At 70.3% G+C, this 19,729-nt stretch carries 17 protein-coding genes and 2 tRNA genes; 11 read left to right on the forward strand and 8 right to left on the reverse strand.

Annotated elements, in window-relative coordinates; genetic code table 11:
• Nucleotides 1-46: 46 nt before the first annotated feature.
• The 7 genes from ACTH43_RS11655 to ACTH43_RS11685 all read right to left on the reverse strand — a co-directional run bounded on the left by ACTH43_RS11655 (nt 47) and on the right by ACTH43_RS11685 (nt 5,715).
• Nucleotides 47-841, reverse strand: coding sequence for a hypothetical protein (locus ACTH43_RS11655; RefSeq protein ID WP_441445069.1), 795 nt, complete (start codon nt 839-841; stop codon nt 47-49).
• Nucleotides 838-1,314: a hypothetical protein gene (locus ACTH43_RS11660; RefSeq protein ID WP_441445070.1), complete on the reverse strand. Its 477-nt coding sequence runs from the start codon at nt 1,312-1,314 to the stop codon at nt 838-840. The genes ACTH43_RS11655 and ACTH43_RS11660 overlap by 4 nt, the downstream gene beginning before the upstream one ends.
• Nucleotides 1,315-1,376: 62 nt before the next feature.
• Nucleotides 1,377-2,150, reverse strand: a complete 774-nt coding sequence (locus ACTH43_RS11665; RefSeq protein ID WP_441445071.1) for a hypothetical protein — start codon at nt 2,148-2,150, stop codon at nt 1,377-1,379.
• Between the two features lie 92 nt (nt 2,151-2,242).
• Nucleotides 2,243-3,499: a tyrosine-type recombinase/integrase gene (locus ACTH43_RS11670; RefSeq protein WP_441445072.1), complete on the reverse strand. Its 1,257-nt coding sequence runs from the start codon at nt 3,497-3,499 to the stop codon at nt 2,243-2,245.
• A gap of 12 nt (nt 3,500-3,511) precedes the next feature.
• Complete coding sequence (locus ACTH43_RS11675) at nt 3,512-4,069, reverse strand: hypothetical protein (RefSeq protein ID WP_441445073.1); 558 nt, start codon at nt 4,067-4,069, stop codon at nt 3,512-3,514.
• Between the two features lie 16 nt (nt 4,070-4,085).
• On the reverse strand, nt 4,086-5,531 hold the full coding sequence (locus ACTH43_RS11680) for a tyrosine-type recombinase/integrase (RefSeq protein WP_441445074.1): 1,446 nt from the start codon (nt 5,529-5,531) through the stop codon (nt 4,086-4,088).
• A 110-nt stretch (nt 5,532-5,641) separates the two neighbouring features.
• Nucleotides 5,642-5,715: transfer RNA gene (locus tag ACTH43_RS11685), tRNA-Gly, on the reverse strand.
• A gap of 138 nt (nt 5,716-5,853) precedes the next feature.
• Here ACTH43_RS11685 and ACTH43_RS11690 point away from each other — a divergent pair.
• The 3 genes from ACTH43_RS11690 to ACTH43_RS11700 all read left to right on the forward strand — a co-directional run bounded on the left by ACTH43_RS11690 (nt 5,854) and on the right by ACTH43_RS11700 (nt 8,321).
• Nucleotides 5,854-5,927 (forward strand) — tRNA-Pro (locus ACTH43_RS11690).
• A gap of 83 nt (nt 5,928-6,010) precedes the next feature.
• The gene (tig, locus tag ACTH43_RS11695) at nt 6,011-7,606 is read left to right on the forward strand and encodes a trigger factor (protein ID WP_441445075.1); all 1,596 of its coding nucleotides are present in this window, start codon (nt 6,011-6,013) and stop codon (nt 7,604-7,606) included.
• Nucleotides 7,607-7,739: 133 nt separating this feature from the next.
• Complete coding sequence (locus tag ACTH43_RS11700; protein ID WP_441445076.1) at nt 7,740-8,321, forward strand: dihydrofolate reductase family protein; 582 nt, start codon at nt 7,740-7,742, stop codon at nt 8,319-8,321.
• Nucleotides 8,322-8,389: 68 nt separating this feature from the next.
• Here the strand turns inward: ACTH43_RS11700 and ACTH43_RS11705 are convergent, their stop codons facing one another.
• Nucleotides 8,390-9,235, reverse strand: coding sequence for a C40 family peptidase (locus ACTH43_RS11705; protein ID WP_441445077.1), 846 nt, complete (start codon nt 9,233-9,235; stop codon nt 8,390-8,392).
• A gap of 477 nt (nt 9,236-9,712) precedes the next feature.
• On the opposite strand from ACTH43_RS11705, the gene ACTH43_RS11710 reads away from it, so the two are divergent.
• From ACTH43_RS11710 to nrfD, 8 genes are all read left to right on the forward strand, one after another.
• Nucleotides 9,713-10,288 carry an ATP-dependent Clp protease proteolytic subunit gene (locus ACTH43_RS11710; protein ID WP_441445110.1) on the forward strand — a complete coding sequence of 192 codons (576 nt, stop codon included), beginning with the start codon at nt 9,713-9,715 and terminating at the stop codon, nt 10,286-10,288.
• 97 nt (nt 10,289-10,385) lie between these two features.
• The gene (locus ACTH43_RS11715; protein WP_441445111.1) at nt 10,386-11,033 is read left to right on the forward strand and encodes an ATP-dependent Clp protease proteolytic subunit; all 648 of its coding nucleotides are present in this window, start codon (nt 10,386-10,388) and stop codon (nt 11,031-11,033) included.
• Between the two features lie 335 nt (nt 11,034-11,368).
• Nucleotides 11,369-12,709, forward strand: a complete 1,341-nt coding sequence (gene clpX, locus ACTH43_RS11720; protein WP_441445078.1) for an ATP-dependent Clp protease ATP-binding subunit ClpX — start codon at nt 11,369-11,371, stop codon at nt 12,707-12,709.
• Entirely contained in the window at nt 12,706-13,074 is a 369-nt protein-coding gene (locus ACTH43_RS11725) for a chorismate mutase (protein ID WP_441445079.1), read from the forward strand. The genes clpX and ACTH43_RS11725 overlap by 4 nt, the downstream gene beginning before the upstream one ends.
• A gap of 203 nt (nt 13,075-13,277) precedes the next feature.
• Nucleotides 13,278-14,192: a hypothetical protein gene (locus ACTH43_RS11730; protein WP_441445080.1), complete on the forward strand. Its 915-nt coding sequence runs from the start codon at nt 13,278-13,280 to the stop codon at nt 14,190-14,192.
• A gap of 122 nt (nt 14,193-14,314) precedes the next feature.
• Nucleotides 14,315-17,611, forward strand: coding sequence for a formate dehydrogenase-N subunit alpha (gene fdnG, locus ACTH43_RS11735; protein WP_441445081.1), 3,297 nt, complete (start codon nt 14,315-14,317; stop codon nt 17,609-17,611).
• Nucleotides 17,608-18,609, forward strand: coding sequence for a 4Fe-4S dicluster domain-containing protein (locus tag ACTH43_RS11740; RefSeq protein WP_441445082.1), 1,002 nt, complete (start codon nt 17,608-17,610; stop codon nt 18,607-18,609). Before fdnG ends, ACTH43_RS11740 begins: the two co-directional genes overlap by 4 nt.
• Complete coding sequence (gene nrfD, locus ACTH43_RS11745) at nt 18,606-19,721, forward strand: NrfD/PsrC family molybdoenzyme membrane anchor subunit (RefSeq protein WP_441445083.1); 1,116 nt, start codon at nt 18,606-18,608, stop codon at nt 19,719-19,721. The genes ACTH43_RS11740 and nrfD overlap by 4 nt, the downstream gene beginning before the upstream one ends.
• Nucleotides 19,722-19,729 lie beyond the last annotated feature (8 nt).

Consider the following 19,729-nt stretch of genomic DNA (forward strand, 5'->3'; position numbering starts at 1 on the left):
ATACCCGCCACAGCAGGGTCATTCACCACGAACCGCGAAGAGCCGGTTAAGCATGTAGGGCCATCTCCTTCACGTGGAGTCGGTAGGTAGCGCCGTGCTGGTTCTTCGGCTGCGCGATCAGCTCCAGCAGCGGGGGCCGGTCTGTCCCTTCGGGGCGCTCTTGCAGCACCCGCAGGGCACGGATCGCTGTGGTGCGGCTGATCTGGCAGGTGCGCTGGATCCACCGGGCGGACACCTGCACCTCGTCGTCTTCCCCGGCGAGGAATGCCACGGCGGTCAGCACGCGCCGCTGAGCCGGGCTGAGCGCGGGGGTGGGCACCAGCGGCAGCATGCTCGCGCTCGGGCAGGGTCCTTCGACCCTGAGCGGTGGCACACCGGGGGGTGGTGGGGGCAACGTGATCTGGTAGGTGGCGCGGCGTGACTGTCCTGGACGGTGCACCTCGGTGAGGGCAGTCGCCCCGGTTCGCCCCACGGTCGCCTTGCTCATGTGCCGGTTCCAGGCGCTGTCGGGGTCGCACAGATCGCCTATGGCATCGCTGACCTGATGGGGTGTGAGGCCGGTGAACCGGGCGATGCGCTCGTGGCCGCTCAGGGCGACGCCCTCAACGTTCCGGCGGTAGATGTCGCAGGCCAGCGCCAGCAGCACCAGATTCTGCGCCTGGGTGTAGTGGACAGAATGCGCCGTCACGATGGCCACGTAATCGCGGGCACCGTCAATCACGATGTCGCTGTGGCCGTCGGACAGGTCGGCGTCGGCACGGTGGTGGTCGATCTGTTCGGACTCGTCGGCAGCGTCGGTCGACGGTGACCAGGTGCCGGGCGCCTGGTCAGGGGTATTCATGCGATCCGCCCTGCCAGGGGGCCGGTAGTCGCGGTGTGGCTGTTGCGGTCGATCAGCTCGGCCACGTCGATTGGGCGGAAGCACACCCGGCGCCCGAGGCGGGTGGGGGCGATGCACAGCGGTGCGGCGGCGTCGAGCGCGATCCAGCGCTCCAGCGTGGTGCGGCTGATGCGCAGCCAGTGCGAGGTCTCATCGAACCGCAGTAGCCGGGCGCCGCTCAGCTCGGGGAGGTAGGACGCTGGTGGGCGGGGCAGGGTGCCGGTGGCGGCGTGAGTGACCAGGGCGTCGAGCGCTGAGGCGCGGACCAGCACGCGGGAGCCGAGGCGGACGACGGGCAGGCGTCCAGCGGCCAGCCAGCGGTCGAAGGTCCGTTCGGTGGTGGCGGCGTGGTCGGCAGCTTCGTGCCGGGCCAGCAGGACCAGTGAGGCGGGCAGGGGGATGGGCGTCCAGGTGGGCGCGGTGGGGGCAGACATGCGGGTTTCTCCCTAGGTGTGCCGCCTAGGGGTGTGCGCGTGTATGCCGGTGCGGCCTGGTGTCAGGCGGCGAGAGTGACAGCGCAGCGCGGGTACGGCACCGGCATACCGGGGGCCGGTGGTGCTGCGGTCAGGGTCGAGCGGGTCAGGGCGAGGCGTTGCGGGGCCGGTGCGGGCAGCTCTGAGGCGCGCAGCAGCAGCCCGGCGACGTACAGCGCGGCGAGGTGCTGAGCGGTCCGCAGCAGGGCGAGCAGGGCCGGGGACAGGTCGGTGAGCGCGTCGGCGCTGTGCGGCTGTTCTCGCTCCACCGTGTGCGCGATCGCGGCCCGTGCGTGGCGGGCGGCGGCGGGGGGCACGTCGCGCTCGCGGGGGTGGTCGTGTTCGGCCAGCAGCAGCCGGGCGGGGTGGTCCGGGGGCAGGTATCCGTCGACGGCGGCGAGGGCGTCACCGTGGCGGGCGGCGGTGCGGTTGCTCGCATCGGTGCGGCGGCGCACGTCGGCGCGGCGCTCGCGGTGCTGCGGTGCCTGAGGTGCGAGGGCGAGTGCGTCGACCTCGGCGGGTGGCGTGGTGCAGGTGCAGGTGAGCGGGGAGCAGGGGGCATCGGCTGCGGCGAGGGTCCAGTCGCTGAGGGATCCCAGCGTCTCGGCGTGGCGATCGGCGCTCACGGTTGCATCGGCAGCCGGTAGGTCCAGGGCGAGGGCGGCGAGGTCATCCCACAGGGCCGCGTGCTCGGCACAGGGGCTCTCCAGTTCGGCGGCGAGGGCCAGTAGCACGCGACGGGGCCGGGGGCGGCGTGTGGCCGTGCCCCGGTCCCATAGGTGCTGTGCTGTCCTCATGTCCCACATCATGACAGGGTGCACAGTCAGTCGACGCCATGGCGAAGCGAAAGCGCAGGACAGGACGAAAAGTGAACCCCTACGAGGTGACATTAGGCGACATTAGCCGACATGCGTACGCGGGCAGGCAGGGGTAACGGGGCGTCGGCCACGGCGTCGACCACGGACCATAGTTCGTCCACGTCCAGCCCGACGTAGCGCTGCGTGACCGATGGGGAGCCGTGGCCCAGCAGGCGCTGGACGGCGTACAGATCCCGGCTGGCGCGGTAGATGTTCGTGGCGAACCGGTGGCGGAGGGTGTGCAGGGTGTGCGAGGGCGGCAGCACCTCGGCGGCGAGCTTGCCCACGTAGCGCGGGGACAGGTGACCGTCGGGGTGATCGGACGGGAACAGGTACCCGTCGGGGAGCGTGAGCAGGGCGCGGCCCAGGTTCTCGGGGACGGGCACGATGCGCTCGCGGGCGCCCTTGCCGTGCACCAGCAGGGCGACCCGTCCGGCGCGCTCGCGCAGGTCTCGGGTGTGGCACGCGGCGATCTCGGCCCGGCGTAGTCCCACCTCAGCGGCCAGGCGCAGGATCAGGCGGCGCCGGTCGTCGGCGCGGTCCAGGGCGTCGGCTAGATCCTCGTCGGGGATCGGTCGCGGCAGCGGCCTGGGGGTCGACACCTCGGGCAGCAGTTTGGCCGGTGAGGTGGCGACATGGCCCACCAGCTCGGCCCAGCTGTAGAACGCTCGCAGGGTCGAGCGGCGAGCACGGCGGGTCTCGGGGGCCAGCTCGGCGTCGGCCATGACATAGGCGAGCAGATCCGCGTCGGTCACGGACCAGGGGTGTGTCTCGGCGTTGCGGCGGGCGAACCGGGCCAGCTCTTGCCTGCGGGTGGTGCGGGTCGTCTCGGGACGGCCCCGCATGATCAGGTAGGCGTCGAACAGCTCCAGCGCCTCGCGCCACAGGGCGGGCACGACAGCTCGGGGCGGGCCGTAGGACCGGGCCGGTGCGGGACCAGCTGGCGGCAGCCCCTCGGGGCGGGCACCGGGCAGGGTCCCGGCTGGCGAGCTGGTGAGGTGACCTGCGCGCACGGCCCAGGCGTAGAACGTGCGCAGGGTGGCGCGACGTGAGCGCCAGGTGGCGGGGGCGATCTGTTCGCGGGCGAGCCAGGCCAGCAGCGTGTCGGTGCTCAGGTCCCACGGGGTGTGCTTGGGGTGCGCCTCGCGCAACTGGGCGAGGATCGCGGCGTGCTTGCGCCGTGAGGTGTCGGCAGCGCCCTGCGTTGCCAGGTCGAGGTCGAACAGCAGCAGGTAGTAGCTCCACTGGTCACGCGGGGCGAGGGCGGCGAGGTCGGCGGGGTGCGGCATGACGGTTCTCTCTCAGTGCTCGGGGTGATCGTGGTGGCCCTCGGCGCGGGCGTCGGCCTGCGCGGCCTGTAGCTGGTCCTCGGCGGCGAGGATCGCCAGCGGGTGCGCGTCGGGGTCATGCGTGACGCGGTGGTGTTCGGCGCGTGCGGCGGCGAGGTAGTCCGGCGCGGGAACCTCGGCAGGGACGCTCTGTGGGCGCACCAGGCGCAGCGGGGCGGCATCTGTGGGGGCGGGCAGCGGGTCACCGTCGAGCACGCCGCGTGGGCACGCCCAGGCGGTGAACGATGCGAGCGCGGCGGGCAGCTCGGCGTGCTGCGCTGCGGTGAGGTCGGCGCCCTCGGCGGCATTGGCGAGGTCATCGGCGGTCACGTCCAGCGGCGAGGGATCGCCCAGGGCGCGCACGACGGCCAGCAGCAGGGCGGGGTGCCCGTTCGGTGCCAGCGGGATCCCGTCAGGGCTGATCCGGTGCGGTAGGTGGGCGTGGGTGTCGTGGTCCCAGGCGAGCATGGCGACCAGCCAGGCGGGCGGGAACAGGTTCAGGTCGAGCGGGGGCGGGGCGGTGTCGGTCATGGCGGGGTGCTCACTCTCAGGCGGTGCGGACTAGGGACAGGTGGCGGCGCGCAGGCGCAGGGGCCGGCTGTGCGGCAGGGACAGGATCCGGGGCAGGTGCGACAGCGGGCGGCGCCTCGGGCGACGGCGACGGGGGCACGGGGCCGGGCGCGGCGAGGGCGTCGAGCTGGTCAGCGATCCAGCGGTCACGGTCGGCGCGGGCGTGCTGGTAGATCGCAGCAGCACGGGGCGTGCTGTGCCCGATCCGGGCCTGTAGCTCGGCCTGGGTGGCCCCGGCGATCGCGGCGAGGGTGGCCCCGGTGTGGCGCAGGTGGTGCCAGGTGGCATCGGGGCGCCCAATCGCCTCGCGGGCACGGCGCAGGGCGCGGGTGCGGTCGGCGCCGCGCCAGGGGCCACCGGCAGGGGTGGTGAACACCAGCGCCTCGGCGCCGGACGCGGTGTGCTCGGCCAGGTGGGTGGCGAGGGTGGCGGCGACGGATCCGGGCAGGGACACGGTGCGGCGCCCGGCTGCGGATTTGGGCGGGCCGTAGGTGATGGGGGATCCGGGGACCTCCACCAGTGCGCGGCGCACGGTGACGGTGCGGGCGGTGGTGTCCACGTCGGTGCGGCGTAGGGCGAACAGCTCACCGGGGCGTAGCCCGGACCAGGCGGCGACCAGCACGGCAGCGGACAGCTCGGCAGGGACAGCGGCGGCGAGGGCGCTCACCTCCTCGGCGCTCAGCGGCAGCCGTTCGGGGTGGTCGACCTGACCGGCGCCCTTCACCCTCGCGGGGTTGTGGGGGATCAGCCCGTCGGACGCGGCTTGGTTCAGCACGGCCCGCAGCAGCCGGTAGGCCTGCGCGGCGGCGGTGCGGCCCGCAGTCTCGGGCACGGCGCCCTCGGCGTGGCCGGGGGATCCGGCAGCGCGCCAGGTGTCCAGGATCGCGGGGGACAGGCGCCCGGTGGGGGCGACGGTGTACCCGGCCTGCCGTGCCCAGGCGCGGGCGGGGTGGGAGCGGGTGGCGCGGCGCACTGCGGAGCGCTGGGCGTGGCCGACGGCCTCGGCGTGGGCGTGGTCTGTCAGTGCCGTATGCCACTCGCGCAGCAGGGGCGTGGTCAGGGTCGACAGCGGCAGCGGCCCGAGGTCGATCCGGGCGGCGTCGGTGCCGACGGGGCGCAGGATCCAGCGCTCAGCGGTGCGGTGGTACAGGTCCAGCGTGCGGGGGCGCAGCCGTGAGGCGTTGGTGCGCAGGTAGGTGGCGACGGCCTCGGCCACGGTGATGCGGGTCGGGATCACGGCAGCGGTGTTGCCTGCCAGCAGCTCACCGCGCACGCGGGCCAGGTAGTCGGTGGCCTCACGCTTGGTGGCGAAGGTGCGGGGTGCGGTCACCAGGCGCCCGTCGGGGCCGGTGAATCGTGCGCGGTAGCGGCCTGAGCGCTGGCGGTCGATCTGACCGAACTCACGGTGTGTGCGGCGGGGCATCGGGGGACCTTTCGGGGCAGTGGCCCCGCAAAGCCCCGCAAATACCCGGTTCCCGCGTGCTCAGCCGCTCGGCCCCGCACACCTGCGCCGCTGTGACCAGCGGTGATACATGGAGCGGGCGACGGGAATCGAACCCGCGTAATCAGTTTGGAAGACTGAGGCTCTACCATTGAGCTACGCCCGCGCTGCGGCTCTATTGAACCAGATCAGCGATGCAAGAGCACATCCGCAGTGGCCTAGGCGACATGCATCTGCTCACAGCGCCCGGGCCAGACCGAGGCACTCCGCAGTGGGAACGGGTAATATCTCCAAGGTTGCCCCCCGGGGTGTAGCTCAGCTTGGTAGAGCACCCGCTTTGGGAGCGGGAAGTCGCAGGTTCAAATCCTGTCACCCCGACTCCGCGTCGGGTCGCCCGCGTGCGGGCCCGGGGCGCCATCAGAAACGTCCACCTACTGTCCATCTACAGGGAGACCTGACCAGTGAAGACCGAGTCCGAGAAGCTCAGCCCCACCCGGGTGAAGCTCACCGTCGAGGTGCCCTTCGACGAGCTCAAGCCCGCCGTCGAGACCGCCACCAAGAAGATCGCCGATCAGGTGCAGATCCCCGGCTTCCGCAAGGGCAAGGTCCCCTCCAAGCTCGTCGAGCAGCGCTTCGGTCGCCCCGCGATCATGCAGGAGGCCGTCAACGACGCCCTGCCCGACTTCTACCAGCAGGCTGCTGCTGAGGCGGAGATCAAGCCCGTCGGCCGCCCCGAGGTGGAGATCACCGAGGTGCCCGGCCTGGACGGCTCCGAGGACGGCAACCTGCTCTTCACCGTCGAGCAGGACGTGCGCCCCGAGATCGAGCTGCCCGACTTCTCGACCTACGAGGTCGAGATCGACGAGCCGACCGTCGACGAGGACGCCGTCGAGGTGCGCCTGGACGAGCTGCGCGAGCGCTTCGGCACCCTCGTGGGCGTGGACCGCCCCGCCGAGGATGGCGACTTCGTCTCCCTCGACATGGTCGCGACCATCGACGACGAGGAGATCGAGTCCGTCGAGGGCGTGTCCTACCAGATCGGTGAGGGCAACATGCTCGAGGGCCTCGACGAGGCGCTCATCGGCCTCTCCGCCGAGGAGACCACCACCTTCGTGTCCAAGCTGGCCGGTGGCGACCGTGCCGGTGAGGACGCGCAGGTGAAGGTCACCGCACAGTCCGTCAAGGTGCGCGAGCTGCCCGAGGCCGACGACGAGTTCGCCGAGATGGCCTCCGAGTTCGACACCATCGACGAGCTCAAGGATGACCTGAAGAAGCAGGCCGCCGCCGACGCCGAGGGCAACCGTGTGGGCCTGGCCCGCAACGCCCTGCTCGAGAAGCTCCTCGAGGAGCTCGAGATCCCGGTCCCCGAGCAGCTGGTGGAGGACGAGATCCTCTCCCACCTCGAGAACGAGGGCAAGGAAGCTGGCGACCCGCACGGCGAGGAGATCCGCGAGGACACCGAGAAGGCCGTTCGCGCCCAGTTCCTGCTCGACGAGATCAACGGCACCCGCGAGGTGAACGTCGATCAGAGCGACCTCATGAACTACATGACCCAGCTCTCGACCCAGTACGGCATCGAGTCCAACCAGCTGCTGCAGATGCTCGCCCAGTCGGGTCAGCTCGAGCAGATCTTCTCCGAGGTCCAGCGCTCCAAGGCGCTCGAGGTCGTCCTCGCCGAGGTCACCGTGAAGAACACCGCTGGCGACGTCATCGACCTGGGCCTGAAGGCCGAGGGCGCCGACGCCGACGCGGCAGAGGCCGACGAGAAGCCCGCCAAGAAGGCCCCGGCCAAGAAGGCCCCGGCCAAGAAGGCCGCTGCCAAGAAGGCGCCGGCCAAGAAGGCTGCTGCGGCGGATGACACCGACGCAGCGGAGGCCGACGAGAAGCCCGCCAAGAAGGCTCCGGCCAAGAAGGCGCCGACGAAGAAGGCTGCTGCGGCGGATGACGCTGACGCCGCTGAGGCGAAGCCGGCCAAGAAGGCTCCCGCCAAGAAGGCACCGGCGAAGAAGGCCGCTGCGAAGAAGGACGAGGCCGCCGAGGCGACCGACTCCGAGTGACTCGCCGCCCCCGCTGCGGGGCATGAGACGACGCCGGGCCGTCACCCATCGGGGTGGCGGCCCGGCGTCGTCGATGGAAGACTCGGCGACCCGGCCCGCAACGGTCCGAGACTGCCGTCCCCGGAGGTACCTGATGGGATCGTCGACCGCATCCGGCACGAGCAAGGTCACCTGGAGCTTCACTGCGTCCCTGGACGGGTTCATCACCGGCCCCGAGCACGACATGGCGTGGCTCGAGGCCTGCCCGAGGATGGACGAGTCGGTGCTCGCACGACTCGCCGCTGCCGTCGGCGTGATCCTCTCCGGGCGCCGCGGCTACGACGCCGCCCGCGCACAGGCCGACCATCGCGATGAGCTCACCGCCGAAGCCTACGGCGGGGCATGGACGGGCACCGAGATAGTTCTGACCCACCGCCCGGCGGAACTCGCTGACGATCCCGCGGTGACCGCATGGGATGTGGACGTCGTGGAGGCGGTGCGCCGGGCTCAGCAGCTCGCAGCGGGCAAGGACGTGCAGATCATCAGCGCGGATATCGCCCGCCAAGCGCTCGAGCATGGCCTGGTCGACGAGCTGCAGGTGTTCTCGGCCCCCGTCATGCTCGGCGATGGCACCCGCGCCTTCGACGTGCCCGGTGGTCGCTTGGTGGAATGGGAGCTGGTCGGGCCCATCCCCGGCGCCGAGGCGGCGTTCGGCAGGATCTACCGGGCACGCTGAGGTGAGCGGCCATGCGAACGGCCCGGCTCCCCAGAGGGGGCCGGGCCGTTCTGCGTGCGCGCTGTGGATCAGCGGTAGGTCACGAAGCCGATCGGGTTGCCCCAGATGGAACGCTCGACGACGCGCTGCTTGGAGCCGGAGGCGTCGATGATCTGGCCGTTGCCGGCGTAGATCGCGACATGGCCGGACCAGGCGACGATGTCTCCGGGCTGAGCCTGCGACTGCGAGATCCAGCGGCCGCCGTTGGCGATCTGGCCCGAGGTGCGCGGGAGGTCGATGCCGGCAGCCTGGTAGGCGTAGTTCACCAGGCCGGAGCAGTCCATGCCGCCGAGCGAGGAGCCGCCCCAGCTGTAGGGGGTGCCGACGGCCGAACGGGCGGCGCTGACGATCGAGCTGGTGTTCGAGGAGGAGCTCGAGGACGAGGCGGCGGGAGCCGAGGCGCCGCCGGTGGAGACGGCACCGCCGTTGAGCGCGCTGCGGGTCTGGGGACCGACGACGCCATCGACCTGGAGGCCCTGGGAGGACTGGTAGTCCTTCACTGCGGAGTGCGTGCGCTTGCCGAACACGCCGTCGACGGACAGGTTCGCGCCGTGGTCGTTGAGCGCCGACTGCAGATCCTGCACGGCACCGCTGCGCGAGCCCCAGCGGAGCTTCTGCGAGCTGTCCAGGACAGCGGTGGGAGCGGTGGCCGTGGGGGCCGCGGGGGCGGCGTTGACAGCAGGTGCTGCCGGGGCGCTGGCGATCGGGGCGGCGGGCGCCGCCGGAGCGGCCTGGGCGGCGCCGCCGACGAAGGCGGTGCCGAGGACCACGGTGCCGAGGACGGCAGCTCCACCGAGGCCACGAGCCGCGCGCTGGGCGTGGTGGGTCGGGAGCTGGGCGCGGCCGGGGATGCGATGCGAGTTGTGCTGGGCCATGATGTGCGGTTCGTTCCTTCCGGTCCCGGCGTGGGCCGGGGTGTACTGCAGGCTGTTGTGACCACCGTCTTCGAGGCGATGTAGCCACCGTAGGAGGGCGACGGGGCATCGGTAAGGGTGCTTGGCAGAGCTGAACCGTGGTCTTGACACGGTTTTTGCACGCGCATCGCCGGACGTGACCCGATCTCGCCACGACTTGACGATCTCGCGAGAGGCGGGACACAGCGGAGGGATCTGGCGAGGGCTGGGACGCGGTGGAGCGAGCCCCGTCCGGCTGCGCGTGACGTCCGCTCTGCTGGCAGGGCCCGCTGTCCCGCTCGTGCAGTGCGCCTGCGGCGAACAGGGCCCGCGAGGGTCCCGCCGAGCGCCTAGAGTCGTGTCATCGACGATTTCCGCTATCAAGGAGACACCGTGACCCGCGTGACCCCGCAGAGCACTCAGACCTCCCCGCCCCGCAATGCGGCCGGCGACACCCCCATGGGGCTGGACGACAACGTCTACCAGCGCCTGCTGCGCGAGCGCATCGTCTGGCTCGGCTCCGAGGTGCGCGACGAGAACGCCAACGCGATCTGCGCCAAGATGCTCCTCCTCGCCGCCGAGGACCCGGACAAGGACATCTACCTCTACATCAACAGCCCCGGTGGTTCGATCACCGCCGGGATGGCCATCTACGACACCATGAAGTACATCCAGCCGGACGTGGTCACGGTGGCGATGGGCATGGCCGCCTCGATGGGACAGTTCCTGCTCTCCTCCGGCACCAAGGGCAAGCGTTTCGCCACGCCCCACACCCGCGTGCTCATGCACCAGCCGCTCGGTGGCCTCGGTGGCACCGCGACCGATATCAGGATCCAGGCCGAGCTCATCCTGTCGATGAAGCGCACCCTCGCCGAGTTGATCGCCGAGCAGACCGACAAAAGCGTCGAGCAGATCACCGCCGACTCCGACCGCGACAAGTGGTTCACCGCGGAGGAGGCGCTCGAGTACGGCTTCATCGACAAGATCGTCACCGGTGCGCGTGACGTCACCGGTGGCGGCGGCACCGCCGACTGACCGGCCCCGGCACCCACCGACACCCTTGACTCAAGGAGACCCAGTGACCTTCGACCCCCGCACCATCGGCGCATTCCCCACCGCCCAGGCCGGCCGGATGGCCCCGACGGCCCCGCTTCCCACGTCGCGCTATGTCCTGCCTCAGTACGAGGAGCGCACCGCCTACGGCATGAAGCGTCAGGACCCGTACACCAAGCTGTTCGAGGACCGCATCATCTTCCTGGGCGTCCAGGTCGACGACGCCTCCGCGGACGACGTGATGGCCCAGCTGCTGGTCCTGGAATCCCAGGACCCGGATCGTGACATCACGCTGTACATCAACAGCCCCGGCGGCTCGTTCACCGCGCTGACCGCGATCTACGACACGATGCAGTACATCAAGCCCGAGGTCACCACGGTGTGCCTGGGCCAGGCGGCCTCCGCCGCCGCCGTGCTGCTGGCGGCCGGCGCTCCGGGCAAGCGCCTCGCGCTCCCGAACGCGCGCATCATGATCCACCAGCCCGCCATGGGTGGAGAGGGCGGCGGCGGCCAGGCCTCCGACCTGGAGATCCAGGCCAACGAGATCATGCGCATGCGCGAATGGCTCGAGGAGACCCTGGCCTTCCACTCCGGTCGCACCAAGGAGCAGGTCAGCGTCGACATCGAGCGCGACAAGATCCTCACCGCGGCCGGAGCGCTCGACTACGGCCTGGTGGACCAGGTGCTGGAGTCCCGCAAGGTGCCTCGCGCGCAGCTCTCGAAGTGATCGCCCGCCGCTTCCGGCGCCTCGGCTGAGGCCCCGCGGCGGCACCGGCGTCACGATCCATCGGCCCCTGCCCGCTCCCGAGCGCTGGCAGGGGCTGATGTCGTTCCCGCGGGGCGGCGACGGTTCCCTCGGAGGCCGGCCGTCGATCCGGCGGGGCGCGGCCTCAATCCCTCGGGGGCCGAGCATCGCTCCTGCGGGGCGCGGCGTCCCGGAGCGCGTCGCCTACCGCGTCCGGGGTCGTCTGCGCGGTACCGTGGTGAGGGTCCGCGGGGCTCGAGCCGTGACCCGAGGATTCTGCAAGAGCACTGCTGACGGCCCGATGAAAGGACACGGACATGGCGCGTACGAGCGATGGGTCCGACGTGTTCAAATGCTCCTTCTGCGGAAAGTCGCAGAAGCAGGTCGAACGACTGATCTCCGGCCCCGGGGTGTACATCTGCGAAGAGTGCATCGAGCTGTGCAACGAGATCATCGCCGAAGAGATCCAGGCCGCTCAGCCGGTCGCCCAGGACCAGGCCCCCCTCCCGGCCCCCCGCGAGATCTTCGACTTTCTCGAGGAGTACGTCGTCGGCCAGGAGCCCGCCAAGCGTGCGCTCGCGGTCGCCGTCTACAACCATTACAAGCGCGTGCGTGCGCAGGACGCCGCCGAATCTGCCTCGCCGGCCAAGAGCGCCGCGGTGAGCCTCGCGGAGGAGGCCGACTCCGAGCGCGACGAGATCGAGGTCGCCAAGTCCAACGTGATGCTGGTGGGTCCCACCGGCTGCGGCAAGACCTATCTCGCGCAGACCCTCGCCCGGATGCTCGACGTCCCCTTCGCGATGGCGGACGCGACCGCGCTCACGGAAGCGGGATATGTCGGGGAGGACGTCGAGAACATCCTGCTCAAACTCCTGCAGGCCGCAGATTACGACGTCAAGAAGGCCGAACGCGGCATCATCTACATCGATGAGGTCGACAAGATCGGTCGGAAGTCCGAGAACCCGTCGATCACCCGCGACGTCTCCGGGGAGGGTGTGCAGCAGGCCCTGCTGAAGATCCTCGAGGGCACCGTCGCCGCGGTGCCGCCGCAGGGCGGGCGCAAGCATCCCCACCAGGAATTCATCCAGATCGACACCACGAACGTGCTGTTCATCGTGGCGGGTGCCTTCTCAGGCATCGAGGACATCATCGGTTCACGGCTCGGCAAGCGCGGCATCGGATTCGGCGCCGAGCTGCATACCCCCCTCGAGCAGGAGCAGATCTACTCCAAGCTGCTGCCGGAGGATCTGCTGAAGTTCGGACTGATCCCCGAGTTCATCGGCCGTCTGCCCGTGATCACGAGCGTCTCGAACCTCGATCGCGACGCCCTGATCACCATCCTCACGGAGCCGCGCAACGCACTGGTCAAGCAGTTCCAGAAGATGTTCGCCCTGGACGGGGTGGAGCTCGACTTCGAGCGCAGCGCCCTGGAGGCCATCGCCGACAAGGCGATCCAGCGGGAGACCGGAGCACGTGGACTGCGAGCGATCCTGGAGGACTCCCTGCAGCCGGTGATGTTCGAGGTGCCCTCTCGCGACGACGTGGTCAAGGTCGTGATCACCGAGGGCGTCATCACCCAGGGACGCGCCCCGCTGATGCTCACCGGCAAGGACGCGGACCGTGAGAGCTCCCGGACCCGCCAGGAGCGCACGGCATGACCGGTGCGAAGCCGGGACCTGCAGGAGGCAGCCACCCCGAGACCCGTGCCCGCGAGCTGCTTCTGGAGGAGCGGCGCAGCATCGACAACATCGATGCCGCGCTCGTGCATCTGCTCGCCGAGCGCTTCGCCCACACTCAGCGTGTGGGGGTGCTCAAGGCCGAGCATGGACTGCCGCCTGCGGATCCTTCGCGGGAGCGCGAGCAGGTCGATCGGCTTCGTGCCCTGGCTGATCAGGCAGGTCTGGACCCCACTTTCGCCGAAGCCTTCATGCGCTTCATCGTCACCGAGGTGATCCGCCACCATGAGCGGATCCGGGACGAGAGCTCCGGCGCGAGCCCCGCGGAGAGCTCTGCGCAGAACTGACCCGGTCGCACCTGCCGGGCCATCCCCGTCGGGCCACCCCCGTCGGGTCGTCTCTGCCTGATCACCCCTGCTGGGCCGCTCCGCTGAGGCCCGTGGTCCTGCCGCAGCAGGCGGGTGCATGGATAGTCCTCCCCATCGACGGATGGAAGCGGGCCCCGTAGTTTCTCGTCCTAGACGGATGGCGATGAGCAGGGGAGCGGACGATGAGCGGGTTCTGGGGAGCCGAGGTCGAGGTGCTGCGTCAGCATGGCACGGCCTGCGGTGCAGCGGCAGGGGCGGTGGAGTCGCTGCTGGGGAGCTGCGCGAGTCTGATCGACGGGATCGAATGGATCGGGCCTGATGCCGACTCGTTCCACGAGCGCTGGGGCGGGGAGGTCCGGCCGCTCATCGAGCAGATGATCCACATGCTCCGAGCAGATGGACGCGAGCTGAGCCGTCACGCCGATGCCCAGGACGAGGCCTCCGGCGGCGGTGACGGACGCCGAGCGCCCACCTCGCCGGGAATGCCGATCCCGAGCCAGCCCCTGCCGTTTCCCCTGCCCAAGGGGCTCCCCCCGATCCTTCCCCCGATCTTCCCTCCGCTCCCGATACCGGGAGATGACTTCACGTGGCCGATCACTCCGCCGTGGGGGAAGCCGCCGGTCTCTCCGCTCCCGACACCGGGGGATGACTTCACCTGGCCGATCCCCCCGCCGTGGGGCAAGCCGCCGGTCCCGACCGTTCCGGACGGACCGTTCGACGTCGGCCCCTTCCCGTTCCCCATCCTGCCGCTGCCGAGGCTGGAGATCCCGCGCTGCCCGGTGCCGCGCATCGATCCGGACGACCTGATCATCGGGATCCCGCCGATCCTCACTGACTGCTTCCCGACTCCGCCACCGCTGCCGCCGCTGTTCCCACCGCCCATGACGGACTGCTGGCCGATCGGGGAGCGCGCGCCGCTGCCCATGCCGGAGAATTGGCCGCTGCCTCAGCCGCGCTCGCTGCCCAGCCTGCTTCCGGAACCGATGCCGTTGCCGGAGAACTGGCCGCTTCCTCAGCCGCTGCCGCGTCCGCTGCCGATCCCGGACCAGTGGCCTTTGCCGATGCCCCTGCCGCGGCCCGACATCTATCGGCTCTGAGGAATAGCGGGCCGTCGCCCCCTGGTCCAGGGCCATCTGCCCAGGTGAGAAGGTATGAACTTGGCAGCGGGCAACTGTGGTGAGGCGGCCCGCCGCGGGCAGGCGGTAGGTAGGATGCCGATATGGCTCGCACAACGTTCCTCGACTGGCCGGTGATCCGGCAGCTTCGCGGGGCAGATCCGACAGGCCGCGGCAAGGCGGTCACCTCGGCGAAGACCCGCACCACCGCCCCGCGCACCGCTGACGTCGACGGGGTGGCGGACAGCGTCTGCCCGTACTGCGCAGTCGGCTGTGGCCAGCGTGTCTTCCACAAGGACGGCAAGGTCATCCAGATCGAGGGCAACCCGGATTCCCCGGTGTCCCGCGGTCGCCTGTGCCCCAAGGGCGCCGCCAGCGAGCAGCTCGCGAACTCCTACCTCCGCCAGACGAAGGTCCGCTATCGCCGGCCCTACGCGACCGCGTGGGAGGATCTCGAGCTCGAGACGGCGATGGACATGATCGCCGACCGCTTCATCGCCTCCCGCCGCAAGCACTGGGAGGACGAGGACGAGCACGGCCGGCCTCTGAAGCGCACGATGGGGATCGCCAGCCTCGGCGGGGCGACCATCGACAACGAAGAGAACTATCTGATCAAGAAGTTCTTCACCGCGGCGGGCGCCATCCAGATGGAGAACCAGGCCCGCATATGACACTCCGCCACGGTTCCCAGTCTGGGAACCTCGTTCGGACGTGGCGGTGCCACGCAGTCGGTCCAGGACTTCGCCAATGCGGACCTCATCGTCATCGAGGGCTCGAACATGGCCGAGGCCCATCCGGTCGCCTTCCAATGGGTGATCGAGGCGAAGAAGCGCGGTGCGCGGGTGATCCATGTCGATCCTCGCTTCACGCGCACCTCGGCGAACGCTGATCGGCACATCCCGATCCGCTCCGGCACCGACATCGTGCTGCTGGGCGGGGTGATCCGGCATGTGCTCGAGAACGATCTGTACTTCAAGGAGTACGTCCAGGCATTCACCAACGCCTCGACGCTCATCTCCGAGGAGTACGGGGACCCCGAGGACCTCGACGGCCTGTTCTCCGGCTACGACCCGGAGACCTCGACCTATGACAACAGCAAGTGGGCGTACGCCGGTGATGAGGACAGCATCACCCGCGGGATGCCCGAGCGTGACGAGACGATGCAGCATCCGCGCAGCGTGCTCCAGATCCTGAAGCGCCACTACGCCCGGTACACCCCGCAGATGGTCCAGGACACCTGCGGCATCGCCCCGGAGGACTTCGAGTACCTGGCCACCGCGATCGCGGAGAACTCCGGGCGCGAGAAGACCACGATGTTCGCCTACGCGCTGGGCTGGACCCAGCACCAGGGCGGGGCGCAGATGATCCGCACCTCCGGCATCCTGCAGCTGCTCATGGGCAACATGGGCCGCCCGGGCGGCGGCATCATGGCACTGCGCGGCCATGCCACGATCCAGGGCTCCACGGACATCCCGACGCTCTATCACATCCTCCCCGGCTACCTGCCGATGCCGAAGGTGGGACAGGACGACTTCGCCGAGTTCACCCGCGGGATCGGCAAGAAGGAGCAGAAGGGCTTCTGGGCGAACGCGGACATCTACACCATCAACCTGCTCAAGGCATGGTGGGGCGAGAACGCGACGGTGGAGAACGACTGGGGATTCCATCACCTGCCCCGGCTGACCGGTGCCCACGGCACCTACCAGACCACCATGCGGATGCTCGAGGATGGCGTCGACGGGTACTTCCTCTTCGGCCAGAACCCGGCCGTCGGCTCCGCGAACGGGCGGCTCCAGCGCCTGGGCATGTCGCATCTGGAATGGATGGTGGTGCGGGACTTCTACATGATCGAATCCGCCACCTGGTGGCGCGACGGTCCGGAGATCGAGTCCGGGGAGCTCACCCCGGAGCAGATCGCCACCGAGATGTTCTTCCTGCCGGCGGCGAACCACACGGAGAAGGCGGGCTCCTTCACCCAGACTCAGCGCATGGTGCAATGGCGCGACCAGGCTGTCGAGCCCCCGGGTGACGCGCGCAGCGACCTGCAGTTCATGTACGACCTCGGCTGCCGCATCCGGGAGAAGCTCAAGGACTCCACGGACCCTCGTGACCGTGCGATCCTCGACCTCACCTGGGACTACCCGGTCAACGACCATGGTGAGCCCGACGCCGAGTCGGTGCTGGCCGAGATCAACGGCCGCCACCTCACCGGGGAGAAGGCCGGGCAGCCGCTCGCCGCGTTCAGCGAGATGAAGGGCGACGGCTCCACGATCGGCGGCTGCTGGATCTACACCGGTGTCTACGCCGAGGGCATCAACCAGGCCCGCCGCCGCACGCCCGGCCAGGAGCAGGATGAGACGGCCGCCGAATGGGGCTGGGCGTGGCCGGCGAACCGCCGAATCCTCTACAACCGTGCCTCGGCCGATCCCCAGGGCAGGCCCTGGAGCGAGCGGAAGAAGCTGGTGTGGTGGGACGAGGAGGCCGGCCGGTGGACCGGGAACGACGTCCCCGACTTCCCGCTGACCAAGCGTCCGGACGATCCGGGGGATCCCAGCCAGGGTGGTGCCGCGGCGCTCTCCGGCACCGACGCCTTCATCATGCAGTCCGACGGCCGCGGCTGGCTGTTCGCCCCCACCGGGATGGTGGACGGCCCGATGCCGACGCACTACGAGTCCCCGGAGTCGAACATCCGCAACCCGCTGTATGCGCAGCAGTCCAACCCCACCCGGGTCACCTTCCGCGATGAGGACAACCTCAGCTCGCCCGGGGCGATGGGGCCCGGCGGCGAGGTGTACCCCTACGTGTTCACCACCTACCGGATCACCGAGCACCACACCGCCGGCGGCATGAGCCGCTTCCTGCCCTACCTCTCGGAGCTGCAGCCGGAGATGTACTGCGAGGTCTCCCCGGAGCTGGCCGAGGAGGTCGGGCTGGAACCCTACGGCTGGGCGACCATCATCTCGGCGCGCAGCGCGATCGAGGCGAAGGTGCTGATCACCGAGCGGATGACCCCCCTGCAGGTGGGGGAGCGGACGGTCCACCAGATCGGGCTCCCGTTCCACTGGGGCCAGGGCACCGAGGCGATCATCAGCGGTGACGGCGCCAACGACCTCATCGGGATGAACCTCGACGCCAACACGCAGATCCAGAACAGCAAGAACAACTCGTGCACCCTCCTCCCGGGACGCCGCCCGCGGGGTCCGGAGCGTGGGAAGCTGGTCGAGGAATATCGTCGCCGCGCCGGCCTGGTCGTCTCCGAGCACCCGGCCGTCGACGGCGCCGAGGGTGCCCCGGGTGCCGGGCCCGCCGACGGCTCCGTCCCGCATGAGGTGCGAGGGCCGGAGGAGGCCAGCGCGGTCCCCAGCGGAGAACGCTCGATGAAGGAGATGAAGAACCGATGAGCCTGCTCTCCGGACCTGAAGGGCCCGCCGCGGATGCCGGCTGGGCGCACGAGCACGTGCGCAAGGGCTTCTTCACCGACACCTCGATCTGCATCGGCTGCAAGGCCTGCGAGGTGGCGTGCAAGGAGTGGAACCGCAATCCCATCGACGGCAACCTGGAGATCCTCGGCTCGAGCTACGACAACACCGGTGAGCTCGGCGCCAACACCTGGCGCCATGTCGCCTTCATCGAGCAGGGGCAGGAGCGGATCGAGGAAGCCCGGGAATCGGGCCGCAAGCTCGTCAGCCTCGGCATGCCCGGGATCGGCCCGAAGCCCTCGGGCCGCCGCGGCGCGACTCCGGCCGGGGATCTGTCGAGCACGGACCGCACCCCGCCGGACACCCCTGAGTTCCGCTGGCTGATGTCCTCGGATGTGTGCAAGCACTGCACCAACGCCGGCTGCCTGGACGTCTGCCCGACCGGCGCGATCTTCCGCTCCGAGTTCGGCTCCGTGGTGGTCCAGGAGGACGTCTGCAACGGCTGCGGCACCTGCGTGAGCGCCTGCCCCTTCGGGGTCATCGAGCGCCGCGACGACGGCACCATCTCACCCTTCGCGCATCGCGGGGACAAGGTGGATCGGATGGGCACCGCCAGCAAGTGCACCCTCTGCTACGACAAGATGGTCGACGGGCAGGAACCCGCCTGCTCCGCGACCTGCCCCACCCAGTCGATCAAGTTCGGCGATCATCCGGACCTGACCACGGAGGCGCAGCAGCGCGTCACCGACCTCCACGAGCGCGGCATGACCGAGGCCCGCCTGTACGGCGCGAACCCCAAGGACGGAGTCGGCGGCACCGGCTCGGTGTTCCTGCTGCTGGACGAGCCCGAGGTCTACGGGCTCCCACCGGACCCGCAGGTCCCCACCAAGTCCCTGCCCGCCACCTACGCCCGGGTGGGCATCGCCGCTGCGGGCATGGTCGCCGTGGCCGCGCTCTCGTTCCTGGGAGGGCGCCGATGAGCATCACCGAGTTCGATGCCGACCGCCCGCCCGAGCTCCCGCGGAAGCGTCGCCGGGGCGGGGGACGGCGCCGCCGCAGCCTCACCGAGGTCGGGATGGGGGACGGCTCCCGCGAGGGCGCCGTCGTCGAGGACGTCGAGTTCGAGCGGTCCGATGAGTTCGACTCCTATTACGGCCGACAGGTCGTCAAGGCTCCGCCGTGGAAGGAGCCGATCGCGATCTACCTGTTCCTCGGCGGGGTCGCCGGCGGCTCCGGTCTGCTCGCCCTCGGCGCGCAGTGCACCGGCCGCCCGCTGCTGCGCCGCAACTCCCGCCTCATCGCCCTCGGCGCGGTGGGTGCGGGCACCGTCGCACTGATCGAGGACCTCGGCCGCCCCGAGCGATTCCTGAACATGATGCGCACCGTCAAGGTGACCTCCCCGATGAGCCTGGGGACCTGGATCCTCGGCGGGTTCGCGACCTTCTCCGGAGTGCTCGGCGCGATCGAGGTGGATCGGATGACGGGGGAGAGGCTCCCGTTGGGAGTGCTGCGTGACCTGCTCAGCGGGCTCGAGGGTCCCTCCTCGCTGGGTCAGGGCGTGCTCGCGCCGCTGCTGGCCTCCTACACCGGCGCGCTGCTGGGCAACACCGTCGTGCCGACCTGGGAGGCGGGCCGCGAGCACCTCTCCTACCTCTTCACCTCCTCCGCGAGCCTCGCCGCCGGCGGAGCCGCAATGCTCACCAGCCCCGTGGCAGAGGCCGGTCCCGCCCGGCTCCTCGCCAGCGCCGGGGTGGTGGGAGACGTGATCTCCATGCACCTCATGAAGGAGTCGATGCATCCGCTGGAGGCCGAGCCGCTGGAGACCGGGCGGGCCGGGACGCTGCTGAAGTGGTCCGAGCGCCTCGCGATCGCCGGCGGCATCGGCACCCTCCTCGGCGGCCGCAACCGGTACCTCGCCGCCGCGAGCGGCGTCGCGCTGCTGACCTCCTCCGCGCTGACCCGCTTCGGGGTGCTGTACGCGGGGCTGGAGTCCGTGAAGGACCCGCGCCGCGTCATCGAGCCGCAGAAGGCACGGCTCGCCGCGCGCCGCGCCACGGGCAACACCGACGACTCGATCACCACCGCCGGCTGAGCTCCGGC

This window comes from Brachybacterium sp., assembly GCF_052095815.1.
Classification (GTDB): domain Bacteria; phylum Actinomycetota; class Actinomycetes; order Actinomycetales; family Dermabacteraceae; genus Brachybacterium.

Coding starts and splice junctions, on each gene's coding strand:
- ACTH43_RS11655 (WP_441445069.1), bottom strand. CDS start 841: ATGAATACCCCTGACCAGGCGCCCGGCACCTGGTCACCGTCGACCGAC.
- ACTH43_RS11660 (WP_441445070.1), bottom strand. CDS start 1,314: ATGTCTGCCCCCACCGCGCCCACCTGGACGCCCATCCCCCTGCCCGCC.
- ACTH43_RS11665 (WP_441445071.1), bottom strand. CDS start 2,150: ATGAGGACAGCACAGCACCTATGGGACCGGGGCACGGCCACACGCCGC.
- ACTH43_RS11670 (WP_441445072.1), bottom strand. CDS start 3,499: ATGCCGCACCCCGCCGACCTCGCCGCCCTCGCCCCGCGTGACCAGTGG.
- ACTH43_RS11675 (WP_441445073.1), bottom strand. CDS start 4,069: ATGACCGACACCGCCCCGCCCCCGCTCGACCTGAACCTGTTCCCGCCC.
- ACTH43_RS11680 (WP_441445074.1), bottom strand. CDS start 5,531: ATGCCCCGCCGCACACACCGTGAGTTCGGTCAGATCGACCGCCAGCGC.
- ACTH43_RS11700 (WP_441445076.1), top strand. CDS start 7,740: ATGGGATCGTCGACCGCATCCGGCACGAGCAAGGTCACCTGGAGCTTC.
- ACTH43_RS11705 (WP_441445077.1), bottom strand. CDS start 9,235: ATGGCCCAGCACAACTCGCATCGCATCCCCGGCCGCGCCCAGCTCCCG.
- ACTH43_RS11710 (WP_441445110.1), top strand. CDS start 9,713: ATGGGGCTGGACGACAACGTCTACCAGCGCCTGCTGCGCGAGCGCATC.
- ACTH43_RS11715 (WP_441445111.1), top strand. CDS start 10,386: ATGGCCCCGACGGCCCCGCTTCCCACGTCGCGCTATGTCCTGCCTCAG.
- clpX (WP_441445078.1), top strand. CDS start 11,369: ATGGCGCGTACGAGCGATGGGTCCGACGTGTTCAAATGCTCCTTCTGC.
- ACTH43_RS11725 (WP_441445079.1), top strand. CDS start 12,706: ATGACCGGTGCGAAGCCGGGACCTGCAGGAGGCAGCCACCCCGAGACC.
- ACTH43_RS11730 (WP_441445080.1), top strand. CDS start 13,278: ATGAGCGGGTTCTGGGGAGCCGAGGTCGAGGTGCTGCGTCAGCATGGC.
- ACTH43_RS11740 (WP_441445082.1), top strand. CDS start 17,608: ATGAGCCTGCTCTCCGGACCTGAAGGGCCCGCCGCGGATGCCGGCTGG.
- nrfD (WP_441445083.1), top strand. CDS start 18,606: ATGAGCATCACCGAGTTCGATGCCGACCGCCCGCCCGAGCTCCCGCGG.